Here is a 22,167-nt window from a genome sequence, read left to right as displayed (position 1 = left end):
AGCCCGGCCGGGCCCGCCGGCCTGAGGAGTCGATGCCGACGGCGGGCGTCTTCGGCAAGTTGCCCGTGTTGTGTTCGGCCCGTGCCGCCGCGGGCGCTGCCGGGGCGTCAGTCGACGGCCGTCGGGATGCTCGTGTTCGGCACATGCAACGTGGAGGAGAGCAGCCGCAGACCGGCCTCCGAACTCGTACCGACCCGGGCCGTGTAGGCGATCATGCGCTGTCCGGCCGCTCCGGGAACCAGCAGGCTCTGGAAGGAGAGCTCCATGGCGCCGACGAGGGGATGGTCGATCTCCTTGATTCCGGCGACACAGGTCCGCACCGGGTGCCGGGCCCAGCGTTTGGCGAACTCCTCGCTGTTCATGATGAGTTCGCCGACCAGTTCGGCGAGCTGCTTGTCGTGGGGGTAGCGGCCGGCGACGAGCCGCAGCGAGGCCACCGCGAGCTGTGCCTCGTCGTGCCAGCGTGGGTAGAGGTCGCGGTTGCGCTCGTCCAGGAAGAGCATCCGGGTCAGGTTCGGCCGGCGCCCCGGATGCTCGGGTGCGTCGAAGTCCAGGTGCATGCCCAGCAGGAGATGGCCCATGGCGTTCCAGGCGAGGACGTCGTTGCGCCGGTCCAGGACCAGGGCGGGGGTGTCCGTGAAGGTGTCGATGAGCTGGCGGACACCGTGGTCGGCGCAGGGGGTTCGCGGGGCCTGGGCGCGACGGGAGGTGACCGTCTCCGGCCGGGCGAGATCCATGAGGTGGCTGTACTCGTCCGGGGTCAGGCGCAGGGTGCGGGAGATCGCGTCGAGGACGGAGTCGGACACGTGGTTGATGCGGCCCTGTTCGAGCCGGGTGTAGTGGGTGACGCTCAGGCCGGCCGCCAGCGCCACCTCCTCGCGGCGCAGACCGGGTACCCGGCGTCGTTCCGCCAGCTGCGGAAGCCCGACCTCCTCGGGTGTCAGGGCGGCTCGGCGGCTGCGCAGGAAGTCGCTCAGCTCGGAGAAGTCAGGCATGGGGTGCCCCTCCCGTGAATCCGGTGACATGAACCGTGCCCCCCGTCCAACGGGGGCGGATCACCGGTCCTTCCCGTGCTGGGTGGTCATGTCGTGACCACCCAGCGCCCGCCCGGTCAGCGGCCGAGGAGTCGTTTTTGGGGACTGGGTAGGTGCCGGCGCGGGTCGCAGGATTCCTTCGGTCGAAAGCTTCTCGAAGGTCTCGAAGGGGATCCCATGTCTGTTGTTGATGGTGTGTCGGAGGGGGCGGTCTCGGCCGGTCCGGGTGGTCCTGGTGGTTCTGGTGGTGCTGGTGGTCCGGTGGCGGGGCAGGGGTTGACGTCGCGGATGCGGCTGACGCTGGTGGTGCTGCTGGTCGCGCAGTTCATGCTGGCGGTGGACTTCTCGATCCTGAACGTGGCACTGCCGGTGATCGGCAAGGGGCTGGGGTTCTCGCTGGGCAACCTGCAGTGGATCGCGACCGCGTTCGCTCTGTGCGCGGCCGGGTTCACCCTGCTGTTCGGCCGGGTCGCGGACCTCTTCGGCCGGCGCCGGCTCTTCCTGGGCGGCCTGGCCGTCCTCGGCCTTGCCTCCCTCGCCGGGGGTCTGGCCACCAGCCCCGCGATCCTCATCGCCGCCCGCATCTTCCAAGGGCTCGCGACCGCGGCGGTCACCCCGGCCGGGCTGTCCCTGCTGACCACCTCCTTCCCCGAAGGACCCCTGCGCCAGAAGGCGCTGGGCCTGAACGGGGCACTGATGTCGGCCGGGTTCACCACCGGCGCCATCCTCGGCGGCGTCCTGACCGACCTGCTCTCCTGGCGCTGGTCGTTCTTCATCAACGTGCCCGTCGCCGCCGCCGTCCTCGTCATCGCCCCGATGGTGCTGACCGAGTCCCGCCCCCAGACGCGCCCCCGCCTGGACCTGCCCGGCGCACTCAGCGTCACCCTCGGCCTGCTCGCCGTCGTCTTCGGCTTCACCCAGGCCGGCGAACACGGCTGGACCAACCCCACCGCCCTTCTCGTCCTCGCAGCAGGGATCGTGCTGCTCATCGCGTTCTACTTCATCGAACGCACCAGCCCCGCCCCCCTCGTCCCCGTCAGTGTGCTGTCCCGGCGCACCGTGGCCTGGGGCAACGTCGCCGGTGTCCTGGCCTTCGTCACCGAGACCTCCCTGGTCTTCCTGATGACCCTCTACCTGCAGAAGGTCCTCGGGTTCTCCCCGCTGGCCGCAGGCCTGTCCTTCGGCGTGCTCGGTCTGGGCACCGTCCTGGGCGGCACCCTCGCCCCCCGCGTCATCGCCGCCACCTCCACCCGCACCACCCTGATCCTCGGCGCCCTGATCCAGACCGCCGCCACCGCCGCCCTGCTCCTGCTCGGCACCAGCACCCACAGCCTGGGCCTGCTGCTGCCCGCCACCTTCATCGGCGGCATCGGCAACATGCTCCTCATCGTCGGCTTCATGGTCACCGCCACCAGCGGCCTGCCCGACCACGAACAGGGCATGGCCACCGGCCTTGCCACCATGAGCCAGCAGATCGGCATCACCATGGGCACCCCCGTCATGAGCGCCATCGCCACCGGCGCCATGACCACCACCACCGTCACCGGCATCCTCGACGGCATCCAGACCGCCGTCGCCGTCAACACCGCCCTCGTCCTCATCACCGCCCTCACCAGCGCCCTCTTCCTACGCACCCCCACCACCAAGTAGCCCGCCCCGCCCGGCGCGGAGCGCGCGGCGACCTAGCCATCTGTCGGTTGGCGCGGGCGGCGGAGGCCGACACAGTGCCGAAGAGCGGCCCGCCCCCGGCCCCCGGCCCGGTGGGCCGCTTCGGAAAGGAGAAAGTCGTGAAACCAGGTACGGCCGGCCGGCCCGCCCCTGCGCAGGGACCTGTCCGGTGGAAGGAGATGCTGCTGCCAGCCCCCGGCCATCAGGTGCCGGTACGGGTGTACCGGCCCGACGCGCCGCTCGCCGGCTGGCTGGTCTGGGCGCACGGCGGCAGCTGGCAGTACGGTTCGGCGGCCCAGTGGCACGAGGTCACCGCGGATCTCGCCCGGTTCTCGGGCCGCGGTGTGGTCAGTGTCGACTACCGGCTGGCGCCCGTGCACCGGCATCCGGCCGCCCTGCTGGACGTGCTGACCGCGGTGCGCTGGGCGCGTCGCGAGGCGGTGCGGGAGACCGGCGTGCCGTTGGTGGCCGTCGGCGGCGACAGTTCCGGTGCGACGCTGGCGGCTTCGGCGGCCCTGGTCCTGCGGGACACCGGCGAGCCGCTGGCCGGCCAGTTCCTCGCCTACCCGCCGATCGACCCCGGGTGCCGCGCCCCGTCCTACCGGGCCGACGCGGAGGCGTACCCCTCCGCCGAACAGCTGCGTACGGCCTGGCACCGGTACCGGGGCGCCGCACCGGTGCACCCGCGCCCCGGCGTCCTGTACTCCACCCCGCTGGAGGCACGGGACGTCAGCGGGGTGGCCCCGGCCGTCCTGGCCGTGGGCGACCAGGACCCGGTCGTGGACGACGTCCGCGGCTACGCCGACACGCTGCGGCGGGCCGGTGTCCCGACGTCCCTGCGGCTCTTCCACGACACCCCGCACGCGGCCCTGGTCATGCCGTCCCAGCAGTGGAGCGCGGACCGGGCGCACCCGATGCGCCAGTGGCTGGGCCGGATGGTCGCGGCCCGCTTCAGCACAGTGACCACCGACACCCCGCATCAGGAGGAGATGTGACGACGAAGAACGCCTCGCCGGAGGCCGTGGAGAGCACCGCGCACCTGGAGGCGCTGGAGCGCCACTTCGGGGACCTGCGCGACGGAACCCACGGGGACGCCGTGTCGCGTCAGGGCAAGGAGCGGCTGTTCCACGACGCGGTGGCGCTGCTCGACCCGTACGCCCGTGAGGTGCTGCGCGAGTTCGACCGCGACATGCTGCAGGGCACCGGAACCCTGGAGGCCACCGGAGTCGGACGCACCGCGGACGGGGGACTGGCGGCGCTGTGGACGCTGTCCTGGCCCGAACAGACCGATGCCGGAATCCAGCCCATCACGCTGATGGCGCACTACGGGCGGGGTTTCCACCATCCGCATCTGCGGGGCGCCACGGTGGCCGAGTGGCCCCTGAACGTCTTCACCGAGGAGCAGGCGGCCGCCGAGGTGCCCACGCTGCGGGCGATCGCCACCGCGGACCTGCACAACCTGGTGTTCCAGCGGGACTTCCGCATCGTGCCGTCGGTCGTCGCCGGCCGGAAGGGGGAGTGAGCGCGATGCGCGTCTCCGTTCTGGACCAGTCCCCCGTCGGGGAGGGGCACACGGGCGCCGACGCCCTGCGGGCCTCGCTCGAACTCGCCCGCCACGCCGACCGGTTGGGCTTCGACCGGTACTGGGTGGCGGAGCACCACCGGTCCCCGGGCTTCGCCGGCAGCGCCCCGGAGATGCTGGCCGGCGCCATCCTGTCCGCGACCGACCGGATCCGGGTCGGCACCGGAGGGGTGCTGCTGCCGCGCTACCCGGCGCTGAAGGTCGCCGAGGTGTTCGGTGTGCTGGCCACGCTGCACCCGGGCCGGGTCGACATGGGCATCGGCCGGGCCGGCGGCCCGGCGGCCGACTTCCCGGCCCGGCTGCGGGAGCTGAGCTCGCTGCTGCGGCTGCCGGGCGGCGCAGACCTGTACCCGGAGGCCCTGACGGCGGTGCCGCCGGTGCCGCCGGAGCTGTGGCTGCTGGGCGCGAGCGCCGGGTCGGCCGCGGCCGCCGGTGAGCTGGGCGTGGGGTTCGCCTTCGCGCACTTCCTGGTGCCCGGTCCGAGTGCGCGTGCGCTGCAGGCCTACCGGGCCGCGCACACGGCCGCGACGGGCGTGGAGGGCCATGGCGGACTCCTCGCCGTACGCGCCGTCGTCGCGGACACCCAGGCACGGGCCGACGAGCTGGCGCAGGCCATGCTGCTGTGGCGCGCGCGCAAGGACCTGGGCGACGACCAGCCGCTTCCCTCGGCCGAGACCGTACGCCGGCACCGGTGGACGGGGCTGGAGTCGGAACGGGCGGCCCATCACGCAAGGTCCGTGATCCACGGCACGCCCGAGGACGTCGTACCGCGGCTGCGCGCGCTGGCCGAGGCCAATGGGGTGCGGGAACTCATGGTGAACACGCTGACGCAGGACCCGGCCGACCGGGTCCGCTCCTACCAACTGCTGGCCGAGGGGTTCGAGCTGTCCGGCACACGGTCCGGGGCGTCCGTGGTCGCGGCGGCGGCCGGCTGAGCGCGCAGACCGTACGCGAAGGGGCCCCGCCCTCCCGGAGGACGGGGCCCCTTCGCGTACGACCGGTGTCAGTCCAGGAAGTCGCTGATCAGCTCGGCCAGTTGCCGCGGCTTCTCCAGCAGGACGTTGTGCCCGCTGTCGAGTTCGGCGTAGCGGGATCCGGCGATGCCGGCGTGCAGTTCCCGGGCGTGGGCGACCGGGACGACCTGGTCCCGGCTCGCGCCGACGACGAGGGTCGGGGCGAGGATGCGCGGGAGGCGGTCGCGGATGTCGGCCACGAGGTCCAGGTCGAGCTGGCGGCGGACGCCGTCGGTGACCACGGGCGCGGCGGCGAGGGCGTGCAGTCGCTCGTCGCCGAGGGCCGCCAGGTAGCCGGGGGAGTGCGCCAGCAGCGTGATGTACCGCTGGTAGGCCCACTCGTCGGTCTCGGCGAGGTGGCGCCACAGGCCCAGGGCCAGCGACTGGCGCGGGTCGTCGTTGCGGGCCCAGCCGACGATCAGGACCAGGCGCCGGACCAGGTGGGGGTGGTCCGCGGCGAGCGCCGCCGCGACGACGGCTCCGAGGGAGGCCCCGGCGACGTCCACCGGCCCCTCGGACCGCTGCTCCAGCACGGCGGCCATCTGACCGGCGAGGGTGTCGACGGTGAGGCGGCCCCCGGCCGGGAGCGGAGTGCGCCCGCTGCCGGCGTAGTCGGGGAGGATCAGGGTGCGGTGCCGGGCCAGATGGGGCTCCAGCAGGACGAAGTTGGACGCGGAGTCGCTGGTGGAGCCGTGGACGAGCAGCAGTCCGGGTCCCGAGCCGGAGATCCGGTAGTCGACCTCGGTTCCCTCGGCGGTGGTGACGGCGGGCACGGTGCCCTCCTCTCAGGTGAGTTCCTTCTCGGTGGCCTTCTCGGTGGCCTTCTCCGCGGCCGGAGCGGACATGGCGCGCTGGGCCGGGACGATCACCGGCGCGGTGGCGGGGGCGGAGCGCCGGCTGCGGGCGAAGCGGCGCATGGCGGGCATCTCCACGAAGCGGTACAGCAGCCATCCGGCGAGCAGGGAGGCCGCGAAGAACAGCGCGATGACGAGCAGGGCGACCGGGGTGCTGAAGGCCTCGCCGCCCAGCAGGGTCCGCAGGTAGAAGATGGTGACGCCCTGGACGAGGTAGAAGCCGAAGGAGACTTCGCCGAGCCAGACCATCGGGCGGCTGCTCAGCCAGGTGCTGCGGGAGCGGGCGTCGGTGTCGGCGACCGCCGCGATCAGCATGCCGATCGGCACGATCGTGGCCGTGACGAAGGTGTACTGGAAGGGCACCAGGTAGGTGGCGCCGTAGCCGGCGGCGACCAGCAGCAGCGAGACGGCGATGCCCAGCTGCCGGGGCCAGCGGCCGGTCAGCACGATCCGGGCGAGGAGCGCGCCGAGCACGAACTCGAAGAGCCGGCCGGGCGGGAAGAGGTAGCCGAACCAGAACTGCTGGTCGGAGATCGGGGTGATCGCCGACTTGGGGGTGTCGGGGACGAGGTAGGTCGACACGAGCTGGACGGCGACGGTCCCGGCGACCATGACGGCCGCCCAGGCCCACAGCGCGCCGCCGCGGAGCTTGCGGATCGGGACGATCAGCAGCGGGAACAGCAGATAGAAGAGCAGCTCGCTGCCGAGGGACCAACTGGGCGGATTGAGGCTGAGGTTGACCGATGCCTGCGGGAAGAACGTGTGGATCAGCAGCAGGTTCGGCAGCCACTGGGAGACGCCGGTGATGGCGGCTCCGGCGAACAGCACCACGACCGCGGCGGCGACGACGAGGTGGTTGGGGAAGATCTTGGTGATGCGGCGGCGCCAGAAGGCGGTGATGCGTTCACCGGGCCGGGAGGACCAGGCGAGGACGAAACCGGAGAGGACGAAGAAGAACGACACACCCATGTAGCCGGTGGAGACGAAGGTCTTCTCGTACAGGTGGGCCAGTGTGCTGTCCGCGAAGGGGTTGATCGGCTTGTTCGGCGGGATGGGGCTGTTGGAGAGCGAGGAGTGGAAGAAGAACACCAGGAGCGCGGCGAAGAACCTGAGCCCGGTGAGCGACGGCAGTTTCGGCGGCCTGGACTGGTGCCGGGAGTTCCCCGGCGGTACGACGGCGGAGGACATGACGGCGGCTTTCTGCTTCGGAGGGCGGCGCTGCCCCGGCCCGCCCGGTGACGGCGGGCCGGGGCAGCGTGTGCGGGGTGGGGGAGAGAGGCGGCCTACTCGGCGTCGCCGCGCGGCATCCGGTTCCGGTAGAGCATGATCTTGGCGTCCTTGGCCACGTAGTAGTTCTGCACGGAGTAGGCGATGGTCGCGAAGTCCAGGCGGCCGTCGCCGTTGAAGTCGCCGGTGGCGATCCGGGCGACGGACTCCTCGCCGACCCGCCACTTGGCCCAGACGCCGGCGGCCAGGTCGATGGCCTTGTAGTACATGACGCCCTGCCACGGCCACGGGCCGCGCAGTGCCACCAGGAACTCCTCCTCGCCGTCCCCGTCGAAGTCCGCGCAGACGATCTGGTGTCCGGGCCCCTCGCCGCTCTCGTTGGGGTCTCCGTAGACGTCCAGCAGGGTGCGTCCCCAGACCGGTGCGCCCTGCTCGTCGGTGCCCGTCTTGGTGTAGACGGCGACGGTGTTGCCGTGGAAGGGCTCGATGGCCGCGACGTACGCCATCGGGTCGTCACCGATACGGCCGGCGTTGACGTCCCCGCTGCCGCGGAACCCGGTCTGCTCGAACTGGGTGACCTCGCCGGTGCCGATGAGCCGGCGCACCCACTGACCCGTCGCCTCGTCGAAGTACAGCCAGGTGACGCCCTCGTCGGAGGCGAAGAGCAGCGAGTCGAGGTCCGAGCCCGGTATCAGCCCGGCCTTCTTCTCGGCTCCGTGGATCATGCGGAAGTGGCTGTCGTCGATGGTCTCCATCGGCCACTCGTCGGCGGTGTGGACGTCGTCGGGCTGGGTGAAGATCACGACGGGCAGCACCGCGTGGACGTCCGCCTGGGCGACGATCGGCACGCCGACGATCTGCAGCCGGTCGGTGCGGGTGAAGTGTCCGACGCGCAGCCGGTGCATACCGGTGGCCCGGCCGACGTAGTGCCGCTTCCAGCGGGACTCGTCCTTGTCCGGACTGCCCGGGTTCTCCAGCCAGTCGATCTTTCCGCCTGCCGGGTCGGGGTCGTGGATGGTGCCGATCGGGCCGTACAGCTCGTAGCAGACGACGACGTCCGGGTGGCCGTTGCCGCTGATGTCGGCGAAGTCGGCGCCCACGGGCATCCTGATGCCGTCGGCCACCAGACGGCGGGTCCACCGCTCGTCGTTCTGGTACCAGTAGATCTCGCCGAGGCGCAGGCCGTAGCCGAACAGGTCCGGCCGGCCGTCCTGGTCGATGTCCGGGGCCTCCAGCCAGTAGCCGTCGCGCAGTTGCTCGGCGACGACCTCGGCGGTGAAGGCCGGCGGGATCGGGGTGGTGAGGTGGTTCTCGGTCATGGCGGGTCCTCTCGGGTGGGTCAGCGGGCGGGGCGGTGGTACTCGACGGCGAGCCAGACGCAGTCGGTGTCCGCGCGGTACTGGTGCCAGGGGTAGCGGTAGCCGCCGTCCGGGGCGGTGACGCAGAACGGCTGCGGTGTGGTGTAGCCGGGTGCCATCGGGATGTCCTGGTAGAGGGTGCTGTGGTCGCGGGCGTGGAACTTCTGCATCCGGCCCACTCCCGTGATCTGGGTGTGGATCTCGATGAAGTCGTGTTCGTTGTGGATGGCGCAGTCCGTGCCGGCCGGCGCGTACCAGAGGTTGACCTTGATGCCGTAGGTCTCCTCCGGCCGCCGGTCGGAGCGCTCCCCGAGCAGGTGGGGCGCGTCCAGCCGGGCCGAACCCGCCGCCGCCTGGGGGCCCTTCCACAGCGGGGTGTCCTTCGGGAAGGCCGGCAGCAGGTCGCCCAGGAGGTGCCAGCCCGGTGCGCGGAGCACGTCCGCTGCGGTTGCGTCCGTGGCGGCTACGACGATGACGGACGGGGCGCTCACGATCGTCGTGCCGGTGAGGATCGTGGACGACAGGGCCGGGATCGTGACCGGCGGTGCGACGTCGAGGTGGATGGGCTCGGGGTGGGGGTTGATGACGACGGCGGGCCCAGTCACCCGGTAGTGGTCGACGTTCTCGACCAGCAGGACCGGCATGTGCGGGGTGCCGAGGTCCAGGGGACGGACGGTGTTCTGGCTCATCGGGAGTCCTCGTCCTCGGTGCTCAGGAGGCCGGCTGGGGCTCGTGCGGCCGGTAGTCGGCGTTGCGGGCCAGCTCGGCGGCGAGCTGGTCGACGGGGGTCTCGGGGACGAACTGCTCCGGCCGGTCGCCGAGTCCGAGGAAGCAGGCGACGCTGTCGACCGTGCGCTGGGCGGCCCGGCCGTCCCCGTAGGGGTTGGCGGCACTGGCCATACGGTCGTAGGCGATCGGGTCGCGGAGCAGGTCCAGGGTGGCGGCGACGATGCCCTCGGTCGTCTTGCCCACCAGCTTGGCGGTGCCGGCCACGACGGCTTCGCTGCGCTCGGTGACGTCGCTGAGCACCAGGGTGGGCTTGCCGAGCGCCGGCCCCTCCTCCTGGGCGCCGCTGCTGTCGGAGACGATCAGGTCGGCCCGCTTGAGCAGCTTCATGAAGCTCAGGTAGGGCAGCGGGTCGGTGACGGTGATGTCGGGGTGTCCCGCGACGACGGGCAGGATCGCCCGGCGCACCGCGGGATTGCGGTGCAGCGGGATCACCACGCGGGTGCCGGGCTCGTCGGCGATCCGGCGGAACGCGGCGGCGATGTCGGCGAGTTGCGGCCAGGCGTCGCGGCGGTGGGCGGAGGCGAGCACGACACGGCGGGGGTCGTCGTCGAGGTCCCGCAGGGCGGGGTGGCCGTACTCGGTGGCGTGGTCGCCGGCCCAGCGCAGGGCGTCGATGACGGTGTTGCCCGTGACGACGATCGTCTCGTCGGGGATGCCCTCGCACAGCAGGTTGGTGCGGTTGGCCGGGGTCGGCGCCAGGTGGAGCGCGGAGACCTGGCCGACCAGGCGCCGGTTGCCCTCCTCGGGGAAGGGCGAGGACAGTTCGCCGCTGCGCAGGCCGGCCTCGACGTGGACGACCGGCACACCGTGGTGGAAGCCGGCGAGGGCGCCGGCGAGGGTGGTGGCCGTGTCGCCGTGCACGAGCAGGGCGTCGGCGCCGAGGCCGGGGAGCCGGTCCTCCAGGCCGTTCAGGATCCGGGCCGTCACCTGGGACAGCGTCTGCTGCGGAGCCATCACCTGCAGGTCGATGTCGGCCGCCAGACCGAAGGCGTCGAGGGTCTCGTCCAGCATCTGCCGGTGCTGCCCGGTCGAGATGACCACGGGGTCGAGGTCCGGATGCGCCTGCAGCGCCTTGATCACGGGGGCCATCTTGATGGCCTCCGGCCTCGTCCCTATGACCACGGAAACAGTTCGCATTTTCTTTCTCCCCGTCCAATTCATAGTCGCCGTCAATTCCCTTTTCCGGGAGGCGATGTGCTGACGGAAAAGAGAGTCGCATTTCGGCGTCACGGGGTCAACGCGAGCAATTTCCCAGTTGTACGCGAGCGCGCAAAAAAACCGGCCCCGCTCCGCAGAGCAGGGCCGGCCGGGTCGGATCGGTCGGGTGTGGAATCAACTCCGGGCAGGAGTAATGGACATGGAGTGCCGGAACACATTGCTGGGGTCGTAACGGCGCTTCACCTGCTGCAACCGCGGATAGTTCCCCTTGTAGTACAGCGTGGTCCACGGGGTTCCGGAACGGTTGTAGCGCGGATCGGTCATGTCGCGGTCCGGATAGTTGATGTAGCAGCCGTCCGTTGCGTCATTGATTTCCGGTACGCCGTTGCTGGCCGCGAAGAATTCCCCGTAGAGGCCCCGGAGCCACCCCAGATAGAACTCGTCCTCGGCCGGGTCGCTCCAGAAGGTCTGGAAGCACATCTTGAAGACGGAGGCCCGCTGGGCGTTGGCGGTGGCGTCCTCCGGCACGGCGTTGACCTGGCCGCCGAACGAGAACAGCACCAGCATGGTGTCGGGATTGGTGAAGTCGGGGCGCGTCATGTATGTGTACAGCGCCGTCAGCTGTGCGTCGGTGAAGTTCCGGCGCATGTAGGCCGACTTGTGTCCGCCGCGCGAGGTGGGATTGGTGATCGTCGGGTTGTCGGTGCCGACCAGCTTGGTCGCCTGCAGCCAGGGGAGCTCCCTGGGCCGGTGCAGTCCCGGCATGGCCGGCAGCTCCCCGTTGCCGCGGTCCAGTGACCGCACCGTGACCCCGGTGCCACTGGTGATCGCCGCCATGTAGGAGTCGAGCATGTCGCGTGCGCCGGGGACGGAGGCGTCGATCTGGGTGAACATCCCCAGGCTGCCGTGCGCCTTGGCGGACACGTTGAACAGGCTGCTGAGGTGCCGGTAAGGGCTGTCCGGGGCGCTGTGCGTCTCGTGCCAGGCACCGAAGTTCTTCACCAGCCGCTTGAACGACTTCTCGTCGAGGCCGACCCAGGGGATGTCGACGGCGCTGACCAGTACCGTCGCCGGCGCCTTCACCAGCTGGTCCGACGGCCGGCTGCCATGGGCGTCGGGCGAGCGGAACCAGTACCGGGTGACCAGCCCGAAGTTGCCGCCGCCGCCCCCGGTGTGCGCCCACCACAGGTCCCGGTTCGGGTCGTCGGCCTCCCGGGTCGCGGTGACCGTACGGGTCCGGCCGGCCGCGTCGACGACCACCACCTCGACGGCGTACAGATGGTCGACGACGAGGCCGTGGGCCCGGGAGAGCAGGCCGTACCCGCCGCCGGCGATGTGTCCGCCGGCCCCGACGCTGTAGCAGATGCCGCCCGGCACCGTGACGCCCCACCCCTTGAACAGGGCCTCGTAGACGTTGAGCAGCCGTGCGCCGGGCTCGACGAAGAAGGCGCGCATCCGAGGGTCGTAGCCGACCTCGGTCATCTCCGAGAAGTCGAGGATCACCTCGACCTCCGGGTTGGAGGTGAAGTCGGCGAAGCAGTGACCGCCGCTGCGCACGGATATTCTCTTCCCCTCCTGCACGGCCTTCGCCAGGGCCCGCTCGGCGTCGGTCGAGGAGCGGATCATCTTCACGTAGTCCGGAGTGGCCACGAACCGCTGGTTGTTGCCCGTCATGAGGGTGGGATAGCGGGAGTCCCCGCGCGTCACCGTGCTGCCGATCTCGGCGCCGGCCGTTCCGGTCCCGGCGCCGGACTTTCCGGTTCCCGCGCCGGACTTTCCGGCCGACGCACGGGCGTTCGTGGCGAGCAGGCCGGTGGTCACGGCCGCGCCTCCGGCGACGGCGGCACCGCGGCCGAGGAGGCTGCGCCTGTCGATTCCGGTCATGTCATGGGCTCCTTCGCATGCGTGGGTGGTGTGGCGTTCGTACGGCGGGGGTCCATGTGGGGGATCAGCTCCCGCATCCGGCGGCGTCCGCGGTGCACCCGCGAACCCACCGTGCCGGTGGCGACCCCGAGGATCTGTGCGATCTCCTGGTAGGAGAGACCCTCGATGTCCGCCAGGCGCAGCGCCGCCGCGTACTCCTGGGGGAGCTCCCGCAGTGCCCGGCCGATGTCGGGATGCGCGAGCTCTGCCAGGTACTGCTCCTCCGCCGACGCCAGCCGGCAGGACGCCGGGTACTGCGCCGGGCGGGCGTGCAGGTCCTCGTCGAAGAGCTCCGCGGTGCGCGGCCGGGCCTGGCCGCGGCGGTGGTCGTTGATGAACGTGGTGATCAGGATCCGGTACAGCCAGGCACGGATGTTGGTGCCGAGCCGGTACTGGTGGAAGGAACGGAACGCCTTCAAGTAGGTCTCCTGCAGGAGGTCTTCGGCGTCGGCGGGCGAGCGGACCAGGCGCCTGGCCGCGGCGAGGAGGTCGGAGCGGTACGGCAGTGCCTCCGCCTCGAAGGCCTGCGCACGCGTCGGGGGCGTCGCCGTCGGGGTGGCGGTCATGGTCAGATCTGCCGCAGGGCGCCGCCGTCGACGGCCCATTCCGCTCCCGTGATCTGGGAGGCGAGCGGCGACAGCAGGTAGGCGATGACGGTGGCGACGTCCTGCGGCGTTCCGATGCGCCCGCTCGGCAGCCGGCGTTCCTCGCGGACGAAGTGGTCGACCGCCTCGTCGGGTGTCATCCGCAGGCACTGCGCCAGTTGCTCGGCGAAGCCCCCCGGAGCGTCGAACAGGGCGGTGCGGGTGGGTCCCGGGGAGACGATGTTGGACCGTACGCCCTGACGGCCGTACTCGGCGGCGAGGGACTTGGACAGCGACAGCAGGGTCGCCTTGGACGCGGCGTAGTCGACGATGGAGGGGTCCGGGTAGCGGGCCGCCTCGCTCGCCACATGGACCAGGCTGCCGTTTCCGCTGTCGATCAGGTGCGGGAGCGCGGCCCGGGTGACGCGGACCGCCGCGTGGACGTTCAGCTCGAAGGTCTCGTGCCAGTCGGCGTCGGTGACCGCCAGGAAGCTCGTGCGCGACCGCAGCGCTCCGGCGTTGTTGACCAGGCCGTCGAGGCGGCCGAAGAGGTCGAGGGTCCGCTGCACCGCCTCGTTCGCGGTGTGCGGGTGGGTGAGGTCGCCCTGGTGGGCGACGATGTTCGGGTCGGTGTCGGGCAGGGACGCGGTGTTCCGGGCCACGCCCACCACCTGTGCCCCCTCCGCCGCGAGAACGCGGGCGGTGGCGAGGCCGATCCCGGAGGAGGCACCGGTGACGAGGTAGACCCGTCCCTTGAGCTGAAGGTCCATCGGTTGTCCTTGGCCGGGGGCGGGGAGGCCTGGCAGTCGCCTCCCCGCCCTGGTGGTCGTCGCCTACTTGGTGGTGGGGGTGCGTAGGAAGAGGGCGCTGGTGAGGGCGGTGATGAGGACGAGGGCGGTGTTGACGGCGACGGCGGTCTGGATGCCGTCGAGGATGCCGGTGACGGTGGTGGTGGTCATGGCGCCGGTGGCGATGGCGCTCATGACGGGGGTGCCCATGGTGATGCCGATCTGCTGGCTCATGGTGGCAAGGCCGGTGGCCATGCCCTGTTCGTGGTCGGGCAGGCCGCTGGTGGCGGTGACCATGAAGCCGACGATGAGGAGCATGTTGCCGATGCCGCCGATGAAGGTGGCGGGCAGCAGCAGGCCCAGGCTGTGGGTGCTGGTGCCGAGCAGGAGCAGGGCGGCGGTGGCGGCGGTCTGGATCAGGGCGCCGAGGATCAGGGTGGTGCGGGTGGAGGTGGCGGCGATGACGCGGGGGGCGAGGGTGCCGCCCAGGACGGTGCCCAGACCGAGCACGCCGAAGGACAGGCCTGCGGCCAGCGGGGAGAACCCGAGGACCTTCTGCAGGTAGAGGGTCATCAGGAAGACCAGGGAGGTCTCGGTGACGAAGGCCAGGACACCGGCGACGTTGCCCCAGGCCACGGTGCGCCGGGACAGCACACTGACGGGGACGAGGGGGGCGGGGCTGGTGCGTTCGATGAAGTAGAACGCGATGAGCAGCACGATCCCTGCTGCGAGGACGAGAAGGGCGGTGGGGTTGGTCCAGCCGTGTTCGCCGGCCTGGGTGAAGCCGAAGACGACGGCGAGCAGGCCGAGGGTGACGCTGAGTGCGCCGGGCAGGTCCAGGCGGGGGCGCGTCTGGGGGCGGGACTCGGTCAGCACCATCGGGGCGATGACGAGGACGGCGGCGGCGACGGGCACGTTGATGAAGAACGACCAGCGCCAGGAGAGCAGGTCGGTCAGGACGCCGCCGAGGATGGCGCCGGTGGTGAACCCGGCCGACATCAGTGCCCCGTTCAGGCCCAGCGCCTTCTGGCGCAGGGGTCCTTCGGGGAAGGAGGTGGTCAGCAGGGACAGCCCGGCCGGGGTGACCGCCGCGGTCGCGAGCCCTTGGAAGATGCGGGCGGCGATGAGGATCGCGGGGCTGGTGGCCAGACCCCCGGCGAGGGAGGCAAGGCCGAGGACGGCCAGGCCGCCCAGGAAGAGCCGGCGCCGGCCGAAGAGGTCCGCGACCCGGCCGAACAGCAGGGTGAACCCGGCCGCGCACAGAGCGAACGCGGTCGCGATCCACTGCAGGTTGCCCAGCGAGAACCCCAGCCCCTTGCCGATCACCGGCAGTGCCACGTTCAGGATCGAGAAGTCCACCGCCAGCATGAACTGCGCGACCAGCAGCACCACCAGCGTCAGCCGCATCCGCGACGTCAACCCCTGCCCCGCCACCGGACCACCAGCACCACCAGAACCACCAGGACCACCCGGACCGGCCGAGACCGCCCCCTCCGACACACCATCAACAACAGACATGTTTTCCTCTCTCACTTCTCAGTTCTTTCGAGTCCCGCCGCCATGTCGTGCCAGATCTGCCGGCAGCGGGCGGCCACGACGGCGACCGTCGCGATCTGATGTGCGGGGACCGCCGAGGCGATCCGGGCGGAACTCCGTTGTGCCGCCAGATGCAGGTCGAGAAGGCGCAGGAGAAGCCGTCCGTCGGCGGAGTGCCGCAGTGACGGCTCACTGCACAGGCGCTTCACCAGCGCCGGGAAATCCGCCGGATCCGCCCCCGCCGCCGGGTCGTGCCGGGGCGACGGTGACGCGGTGTCGCCCTCCCCGGCGGTCCGGGCCGTGGTGTCCGCGGACCGCTGCGGAATGGGCTCCTGACCGTTCTCGATCCTGCGTTTCACGTCCCGCACCGTGGTGGGCGAGATGCCGGCCAGCCGCCCGACCTCGCGGAGCGAGGAGTCCGGCTCGCTGCGCAGGATCTCGGCCGCGCGCCGGCGCCGTTCGTCCGCGTCGGTGGGACGCAGCCGGCCGTCGCGGCCGAGGCGATGCGTCGGACCTGTCGCCTGCTGCGCGCCCTTGCGCAGGTCGGCGACGGCTTTCGGGGAGAGCCCGGCGACCCCTGCGACATAGCGGTCCGACCAGTGCGGATGAGCCGTCAGGATGCGCCCGGCCGCCGCCGTACGGTCGGCGTACGTCAGCGGAAGGCCGTGCCGCACGTTCTCCCGAACCGTGCGGACGAAGGCTTTCTCCAGCGGTTCGTCGCAGAATCGCACCGCTATGTGGGTGTCACCCCGCAGGTGTGCGGCGTGAAAGCGGTGGACGCCGTCGAGGATCGCCATGGTGGGGCGGTGGACCAGGATCGGCGGGAACTCGTCGCATGCGGCGAGGGCCCGTGTGTGCCGGTCGTCCGGGCCGTCCAGCCTGACCTTGACGATGTTCTTCAGAGCGGTCAGTGCGACGCGGTACTCGGGTTCGGGGTGTCCTTCCGGTGTCCGGCCGCTTCTCTGTATGCGCTTCTGTATTCGCTCGTGGACCATACGGAGCCTCTCCTGTCGTTATCCATCCGGCGGAGTCGGACGACGACGACATCGCCAACTCGCTGAAGATGCCGGTGTGCAACCGGCGCTCCGGGCACAGTTGGACGCATCAGACGGTGAGCGCCGCCGGGGCGCGGCCCAGGAACTCGTGCAGCCACTCGATGAAGTCGGGGCCGAGGTCGCTGCGGTCGGCGGCGATCCGGACGACGGCGCGCAGGTAGTCGGCCCGGTCTCCGGTGTCGTAACGCCGTCCCGAGAAGACCACTCCGTGCACGGGGTGTCCCTCGTGGGCGAGCGTCCGGATGGCGTCGGTCAGCTGGATCTCGCCGCCGCGGCCGGGCGCGGTGTGCTGCAGTACGGGGAAGATCGCGGGGTCGAGGATGTAGCGGCCGATGACGGCCAGGTTGCTCGGGGCGGTGCCGGGCGCCGGCTTCTCGACGAGATCGGTGACCCGCACGATGTCGCTTCCGTGTTCGCGCTCCACCGCCGCGCAGCCGTAGAGGTGGCTGCGTTCGGGGGCGACCTCCATGAGTGCGACCACCGATCCGCCGTGGCGGCGGCGCACCTGCTGCATCTGGGCGAGCAGCGGGTCACGGGGGTCGATGAGGTCGTCGCCGAGCAGGACGGCGAAGGGTTCGTCGCCCACGTGCGGGGCGGCGCACAGTACGGCGTGCCCGAGGCCCCGCGGGTCGCGCTGACGGGTGTAGTGGATGTCGGCGAGTTCGGTGGAGGCGTGGACGGCGGCGAGCCGGTCGGTGTCGCCCTTCTTCTCCAGGGCCAGTTCCAGCTCGCAGTTGCGGTCGAAGTGGTCTTCCAGAGCGCGCTTGTTGCGCCCGGTCACCATCAGGATGTCGCGCATCCCGACGCTGACGGCCTCCTCGACGACGTACTGGATGGCCGGCTTGTCCACCACCGGCAGCATCTCCTTGGGCGTGGCCTTGGTGGCGGGCAGGAAGCGGGTGCCCAGCCCCGCGACGGGGATGACAGCTTTCGTTATCTCACTCATGTCGGTTGTCCAAAGACTGGGGGAGTGCCGTGATGCACGGCCTGGAGGGTGGCCTGTGGCGACCCGGGCGAGGGTGCGAAGCCGCCTCGCCGTCGGCCGTCAGTGTGCGCAGGAACGGTCTTGCCGCTGCGAGTCCGAAGCCGCGAACGGACGCTACTTAGGGGAGTCCGCGAAGAGTTCCGGCGGCGCCCGGCCCCGTATCCACCCCCGTCGAGCCGGTCGTTCTGGGGTGATTTCACGCCTTTCGGTGTCCCCGACTTGCCAAAGTGGTGGCGGATCACCCTCCCTTCGCAGCAACATAAAGAACGCTATTTATGCTGGATGGGTCAACGCCGCCGTGTGGGAGGGACTGTCAGATGACCGTGCTGTACGAGCCGGATCCGAGGGATCTGGCCGACCTCGGCGAGGCCCGTCAGCTGAACTCGTTCACCGACGCGGTCTTCGGCCGGCTGCCGCGGGCCGACCAGCGCAGGTGGGCCGAGCTCTATGTCCGGGCCCTGCTGCAGACGCCGGGCAAGAAGTCGGTGCGCAGGCTCGCGGACTCCGTCAGCGATTCCTCCACGGCGTCGCAGTCGATGCACCAGTTCGTCAACGCCAGCCCCTGGGACTGGCAGATGATCCGTCAGGACCTGCTGCACTGGGTGGAGCGGACGACCACCGCCACCGCGTGGGCGCTGGCACCGGCGTTCATCCCCAAGCGCGGTGAGCACTCGGTCGGCGTGCACCGGCGCTTCGACCCGTTCCTGGGCCGGACCACCACCTGCCAGCTGGGCATCGGACTGTTCCTCTGCGACGGCGAGGGCCCGCTCCCGGTCGACTGGAACCTCTACATCCCCGAGAACTGGGTGACGGACCCTCAACTGCGCCTGCGCGTACGGCTGCCCGAGGAGGCCAGCGGGGCCATGTGGTCCCAGGCCGCCGAACTCGTGCGCCGCGTCACCTCGTGGACCACGGGTCCGCAGGCCCCGCTCACCGCCGATGTGTCGTGGCTGCCGGACCGCGCCGCCTTCCTCGCCCATCTGTCGCGCAGTGAGCAGCCCTTCGTCGTCGAGGTGCCCGAGACGTTCACCGTGCGCGCGATGGCGGCGCCGCATCTCGCCTCCGCGCCCCTCAGTGTCCGTCGGCTGCTCGACACCCAGGGCAGCACCATGACCAGCGGCGAGCAGTACCACGGGCTCGACATCCTGTCCCTGCCGGTCGTCCTGCCCGGCGCGGCCGCGCGGCAGCCGAGGCTGCGGATGCTGGCCCAGCGGCGGGCGGGCGGCCGGGGCACCCGGGTCTGGCTGACGAACCTGGTCGACCGGCCGCTTTCCCAGCTGCTGCCCCTGATGCGCCAGCCCCGCCTGGCCACCGCGGTCGTGAACTCCCTGAGCGGCGACTTCGGCCTGCAGGACTTCGAGGGCCGCTCGTTCCCGGGCTGGCACCACCATGCGACCCTGGTGTCCGCCGCATTCACGCACTACCGCCTGCGCCGGGCGAGCGCAGGGCGTGCGGGCGGCTGACCGGGCAGCCCGCCGGCCCGCGCTGCCGACACGTCCTTCAGGGAAGGCCGGCAGCGCTGTTCCGCGGGTCGGCGGCGAGGCCGGTCAGGGCGGCCCGCCAGACCTCCGCGAAATCGGGCGGAGTCGGGCCGGGCTGCCCGCCGGTGACGCGGGCGTCGACCGTCACGCCGTCCACCAGGTGCCGGACGAGCCGGGTGGCCGTCCCCGGCCGCACCTCCTCGGTCAGGGCCCCGCTCTTCCACGCGCACTCGACGAGCTCTTCGACCTCACCGCGCCAGTCCGCCGGCCAGTCGGAGACGACATGGCCCTCGGCGATCAGCCGTGCCGCGGACCGGGCGTGAACGCTGCGGTGGAGGGTCGCCGCCACGGCCAGGACCAGGCAGGACAGGTCGTGCAGCGGCCGGCCGGTGCGCGGGCGCGCGGTGCGGATCCGCTGCAGTTCGCCGACACCCTCGTCGGCCACCGCCGCCGCCAGGGCGGCCTTGCTGCGAAAGTGGAAGGTCAGCGCTCCCATCGAGATGCCCGCGTCGGCGCAGACCGCCGCCAGGGACGTACCGTCGTACCCGTGCCGGTCGAAGTTGCGTGCCGCGGCCAGGACCAGGTTGGTGCGCGTGCGGGTGGCTTGCTCTTTCTTCTTCACATACGTCCTCGGATGTCACCAGTGGCCGCGGGCTGCCGCGCGGGCCCGCGCATCGGGTTCAACGGGCGGTTCGACGATAGGACGGCCCCTGGACGACGGGAACGAGAACGGGAGAAGGCCGGAACGTTCTCGGCAAGTCCAGCCGAAATCGCCCTCCCGGCAGGCTATTTGGCGGTCCAGCCTCCGTCGACGGGGACGGCCGCGCCGGTGGTGAACGACGACCGGTCCGAGCAGAGCCAGGCGGCCGTCTGCGCGACCTCGTCCGGTGCCGCCAGGCGCTGCTGGATGGCGCGTTCGGTGAAGGGCTTCAGCAGGGCGGGGGTGCTGGTCAGCACCTCCTGCATCAACTCGGTGCGGGTGCTGCCGACGACCAGCGCGTTCACCCGGATCCCCTGCTCCGCGTACTCGTCGGCGGCCGCCTTGCTGAGCCCGATGACGGCGTGCTTGGCCGCGATGTACGGCGCCGACGCCCCGGTCGCGCGCACTCCCGCCACGCTGGAGGTGTTGACGATGGCACCGCCGCCGTGGCCGAGCATCACGGTTATCTGGGCGCGCATCGCGTTCCACACACCGCGGGCGTTGATGTCCATGATCCGGTCGTACTCGTCGTCCGCCATCAGGTGCATCGGGGTGCCGGTCGAGGTCCATCCCGCGTTGTTGAACGCGGCGTCGAGGCCGCCGTAGGTGTCCAGCGCCGCATGGGCGACCTCCCGCATGTCGTCGGCACGGGTGACGTCGGCCACGACGGCGGTCGCCAGCCCGCCGGCCGCCTCGACCTGGTCGACGACGTCCCGGAGTCTGTCCTTGCGGCGCGCGGCCAGCACCAGCCGAGCGCCCTCCTGGGCGAAGAGCACGGCGGCCGCCGCCCCGATCCCGCTGCTGGCCCCGGTGATGACGACGGACTTGCCGTGCAGCAGACCTCGTTCAGTCATGACTCTCCTCGGACGTGAAGTGACGCAGGTGAGCGGTGGCCCACTGCGTGAAGGTGGTGGGCGCCCGTCCCGTCAGCCGCTCGACCGTCCGCGTGGTCGCGCTCTTGGCCCCGGCGGCCTGCCGGTCCGCACTGGCGAGCAGCGCGTCCGCCATCGCCGGCGGATACCGGCGCAGGTAGGCGTCGCGTGCCTCGCTCCGGGACAGGGCCCGGCATGCCAGCGGCCGGCCCAGGAGGCCGGCCAGGATGCGGGTCTGGTCCTCGGCGGAGAGCGCCTGAGGGCCGGTGAGCTGGTACGACCGGCCGTGGTGGGTGTCGTCGCCGAGGACCTGTGCGGCCACCTCGGCGATGTCCTCCGGCGCGATGCAGGCGTTGCGGCTGTGCGGGTGCAGCGCCCGGGTGGCCGAGTCGGCGCGGATGCCCGGAGCCCAGGCCAGGGCGTGCGTCATGAAGGACCGCGGCTGGAGCATGGTCCAGGGGATGCCGCTGTTCCTGATGCGGTCCTCGTTCTCCCGCTGCCACGTGGTGACGAGGTCCCCGGCCGCCGGGTCGTGGACGGCGGCCGCGGAGAGTTTGACGATGTGTCCGACCGAGGTGTCCACGGCCGCCCGGAGGATGTTCCGGTCGTGCTCGGGGCGCGTGGGATCGTTCGTGACGACGAAGACCGCGTCCGCCCCGCGAAACGCCTCGCTGAGGCTCGCGGGCCGGTCGTAGTCGCAGACCACGTGCCGTACGGCCGGCTGAAGACCGCTCTGCGGGCGCTGCTGCGGGACGCTGCGGCCGGTGAGGGTGAGCCGGTGCCCGGCCGCCGCCAGGTGACGGGCCACGAGCGGGGCGACCTTTCCCGTGGCCCCCGTCAGGACGATGTGCCGGGACGTGGATGTCATCGCCGTCACGAGGCCGGCACCGCCTGCGGATCGACGCTGATGTTGGCGCGCACGGCGGCGGGGGCGATGCTGGGCAGCAGCAGCGTCCACATGTCGCACACACGCTCCATCAGGTCGGACCGGCCGGTGGCGAGCTGCGAGTAGACCTGCATCCCGGTACAGGCGGCGACCACGAACCGGGCCGTACGGTCGGTGTCGACCCTCTCCTCCAGCTCGCCGTCGGAGCGTGCCGTCTCCAGCAGGTCACGCATGAGTTTGCGCCAGTCCTCGAACGACGTCGCGTCGTTCATGCCGTGGCTGCCCTGTTCGACCGCGAGGCGCACACCGGCCCGCAGGATCGGGTCGTGCTGCATGCGGTGCGCCCACACCAGCGTGATGTCGACCAGCCGCTGCAGGCCGGTGGAGTCGAGGTGCGGCTCGATGGTGGTGGCCTGGGCGTTCATCAGCGCCTCGGCCACGCCCTGCTTGGAGCCGAAGTGGAAGTACAGGGCGCCGAGGGTGAGCCCGGCGCGCTCCACGATCCGGGTGACGGCCGCCCCTTCGTAGCCCGCCTCGTCGAAGATCTCCGCGGCTGCGAGGAGGAGGCGCTTGCGAGTTCGTGCGGCGCGTTCTGCGTTGGCGGTCGTCATGGGCTCATCCAATCCTCGACAAAAATAGAGAACGTATTTTATGTTAGCGCAGTCACCGCAGCC

The 22,167-nt window shown here is 71.3% G+C and carries 21 protein-coding genes; 5 read left to right on the top strand and 16 right to left on the bottom strand.

Features of this window, described 5'->3' with window-relative positions:
• Nucleotides 1-107 precede the first annotated feature (107 nt).
• Entirely contained in the window at nt 108-995 is an 888-nt protein-coding gene (locus tag O1G22_RS12345; RefSeq protein ID WP_225099247.1) for a helix-turn-helix domain-containing protein, read from the bottom strand.
• A 216-nt stretch (nt 996-1,211) separates the two neighbouring features.
• On the opposite strand from O1G22_RS12345, the gene O1G22_RS12340 reads away from it, so the two are divergent.
• The 4 genes from O1G22_RS12340 to O1G22_RS12325 all read left to right on the top strand — a co-directional run bounded on the left by O1G22_RS12340 (nt 1,212) and on the right by O1G22_RS12325 (nt 5,219).
• Nucleotides 1,212-2,684, top strand: coding sequence for an MFS transporter (locus tag O1G22_RS12340; RefSeq protein WP_428986353.1), 1,473 nt, complete (start codon nt 1,212-1,214; stop codon nt 2,682-2,684).
• Nucleotides 2,685-2,881: 197 nt separating this feature from the next.
• Nucleotides 2,882-3,697 (top strand): alpha/beta hydrolase, encoded by an 816-nt coding sequence (locus tag O1G22_RS12335; protein ID WP_270081415.1) that lies wholly within the window; start codon nt 2,882-2,884, stop codon nt 3,695-3,697.
• Nucleotides 3,694-4,224: a hypothetical protein gene (locus tag O1G22_RS12330; protein WP_270081414.1), complete on the top strand. Its 531-nt coding sequence runs from the start codon at nt 3,694-3,696 to the stop codon at nt 4,222-4,224. Before O1G22_RS12335 ends, O1G22_RS12330 begins: the two co-directional genes overlap by 4 nt.
• Nucleotides 4,225-4,229: 5 nt before the next feature.
• Complete coding sequence (locus O1G22_RS12325; protein WP_270081413.1) at nt 4,230-5,219, top strand: MsnO8 family LLM class oxidoreductase; 990 nt, start codon at nt 4,230-4,232, stop codon at nt 5,217-5,219.
• A gap of 68 nt (nt 5,220-5,287) precedes the next feature.
• Here the strand turns inward: O1G22_RS12325 and O1G22_RS12320 are convergent, their stop codons facing one another.
• The 11 genes from O1G22_RS12320 to galU all read right to left on the bottom strand — a co-directional run bounded on the left by O1G22_RS12320 (nt 5,288) and on the right by galU (nt 17,515).
• Nucleotides 5,288-6,070: an alpha/beta fold hydrolase gene (locus tag O1G22_RS12320; RefSeq protein ID WP_270081412.1), complete on the bottom strand. Its 783-nt coding sequence runs from the start codon at nt 6,068-6,070 to the stop codon at nt 5,288-5,290.
• A 12-nt stretch (nt 6,071-6,082) separates the two neighbouring features.
• Nucleotides 6,083-7,339: an acyltransferase family protein gene (locus O1G22_RS12315; RefSeq protein ID WP_270081411.1), complete on the bottom strand. Its 1,257-nt coding sequence runs from the start codon at nt 7,337-7,339 to the stop codon at nt 6,083-6,085.
• Between the two features lie 95 nt (nt 7,340-7,434).
• Nucleotides 7,435-8,697, bottom strand: coding sequence for an FG-GAP repeat domain-containing protein (locus O1G22_RS12310; RefSeq protein ID WP_270081410.1), 1,263 nt, complete (start codon nt 8,695-8,697; stop codon nt 7,435-7,437).
• Between the two features lie 20 nt (nt 8,698-8,717).
• The gene (locus O1G22_RS12305) at nt 8,718-9,425 is read right to left on the bottom strand and encodes a hypothetical protein (protein WP_270081409.1); all 708 of its coding nucleotides are present in this window, start codon (nt 9,423-9,425) and stop codon (nt 8,718-8,720) included.
• A gap of 22 nt (nt 9,426-9,447) precedes the next feature.
• On the bottom strand, nt 9,448-10,662 hold the full coding sequence (gene wecB / locus O1G22_RS12300) for a non-hydrolyzing UDP-N-acetylglucosamine 2-epimerase (RefSeq protein WP_270081408.1): 1,215 nt from the start codon (nt 10,660-10,662) through the stop codon (nt 9,448-9,450).
• A 195-nt stretch (nt 10,663-10,857) separates the two neighbouring features.
• Nucleotides 10,858-12,567 (bottom strand): FAD-binding oxidoreductase, encoded by a 1,710-nt coding sequence (locus O1G22_RS12295; RefSeq protein WP_270081407.1) that lies wholly within the window; start codon nt 12,565-12,567, stop codon nt 10,858-10,860.
• The gene (locus tag O1G22_RS12290) at nt 12,564-13,172 is read right to left on the bottom strand and encodes a sigma-70 family RNA polymerase sigma factor (RefSeq protein ID WP_270081406.1); all 609 of its coding nucleotides are present in this window, start codon (nt 13,170-13,172) and stop codon (nt 12,564-12,566) included. Before O1G22_RS12290 ends, O1G22_RS12295 begins: the two co-directional genes overlap by 4 nt.
• A gap of 2 nt (nt 13,173-13,174) precedes the next feature.
• Nucleotides 13,175-13,960, bottom strand: coding sequence for an SDR family NAD(P)-dependent oxidoreductase (locus O1G22_RS12285; RefSeq protein ID WP_270081405.1), 786 nt, complete (start codon nt 13,958-13,960; stop codon nt 13,175-13,177).
• Nucleotides 13,961-14,023: 63 nt separating this feature from the next.
• Nucleotides 14,024-15,496: an MFS transporter gene (locus O1G22_RS12280; RefSeq protein ID WP_428986353.1), complete on the bottom strand. Its 1,473-nt coding sequence runs from the start codon at nt 15,494-15,496 to the stop codon at nt 14,024-14,026.
• An 11-nt stretch (nt 15,497-15,507) separates the two neighbouring features.
• Nucleotides 15,508-16,509 carry a ParB/RepB/Spo0J family partition protein gene (locus O1G22_RS12275; RefSeq protein ID WP_270081403.1) on the bottom strand — a complete coding sequence of 334 codons (1,002 nt, stop codon included), beginning with the start codon at nt 16,507-16,509 and terminating at the stop codon, nt 15,508-15,510.
• A gap of 109 nt (nt 16,510-16,618) precedes the next feature.
• Nucleotides 16,619-17,515, bottom strand: a complete 897-nt coding sequence (gene galU / locus O1G22_RS12270) for a UTP--glucose-1-phosphate uridylyltransferase GalU (RefSeq protein ID WP_270081402.1) — start codon at nt 17,513-17,515, stop codon at nt 16,619-16,621.
• Between the two features lie 356 nt (nt 17,516-17,871).
• Here galU and O1G22_RS12265 point away from each other — a divergent pair, with 356 nt between their 5' ends.
• Nucleotides 17,872-19,017, top strand: coding sequence for an IS701 family transposase (locus O1G22_RS12265; protein ID WP_270081401.1), 1,146 nt, complete (start codon nt 17,872-17,874; stop codon nt 19,015-19,017).
• A gap of 37 nt (nt 19,018-19,054) precedes the next feature.
• Here O1G22_RS12265 and O1G22_RS12260 read toward each other — a convergent pair whose 3' ends face one another.
• The 4 genes from O1G22_RS12260 to O1G22_RS12245 all read right to left on the bottom strand — a co-directional run bounded on the left by O1G22_RS12260 (nt 19,055) and on the right by O1G22_RS12245 (nt 22,104).
• Nucleotides 19,055-19,657, bottom strand: a complete 603-nt coding sequence (locus tag O1G22_RS12260; protein ID WP_270081400.1) for a TetR/AcrR family transcriptional regulator — start codon at nt 19,655-19,657, stop codon at nt 19,055-19,057.
• A 164-nt stretch (nt 19,658-19,821) separates the two neighbouring features.
• The gene (locus tag O1G22_RS12255; RefSeq protein ID WP_270081399.1) at nt 19,822-20,589 is read right to left on the bottom strand and encodes an SDR family NAD(P)-dependent oxidoreductase; all 768 of its coding nucleotides are present in this window, start codon (nt 20,587-20,589) and stop codon (nt 19,822-19,824) included.
• Complete coding sequence (locus O1G22_RS12250) at nt 20,582-21,475, bottom strand: NAD(P)H-binding protein (RefSeq protein ID WP_270081398.1); 894 nt, start codon at nt 21,473-21,475, stop codon at nt 20,582-20,584. The genes O1G22_RS12255 and O1G22_RS12250 overlap by 8 nt, the downstream gene beginning before the upstream one ends.
• Before the next feature lie 5 nt (nt 21,476-21,480).
• Nucleotides 21,481-22,104 (bottom strand): ScbR family autoregulator-binding transcription factor, encoded by a 624-nt coding sequence (locus O1G22_RS12245; protein ID WP_270081397.1) that lies wholly within the window; start codon nt 22,102-22,104, stop codon nt 21,481-21,483.
• Between the last annotated feature and the right edge of the window lie 63 nt (nt 22,105-22,167).

The sequence above is a fragment of the Streptomyces camelliae genome, assembly GCF_027625935.1.
Classification (GTDB): Bacteria; Actinomycetota; Actinomycetes; order Streptomycetales; family Streptomycetaceae; genus Streptomyces; species Streptomyces camelliae.
This window is presented reverse-complemented; position numbering and strand designations above follow the sequence as displayed.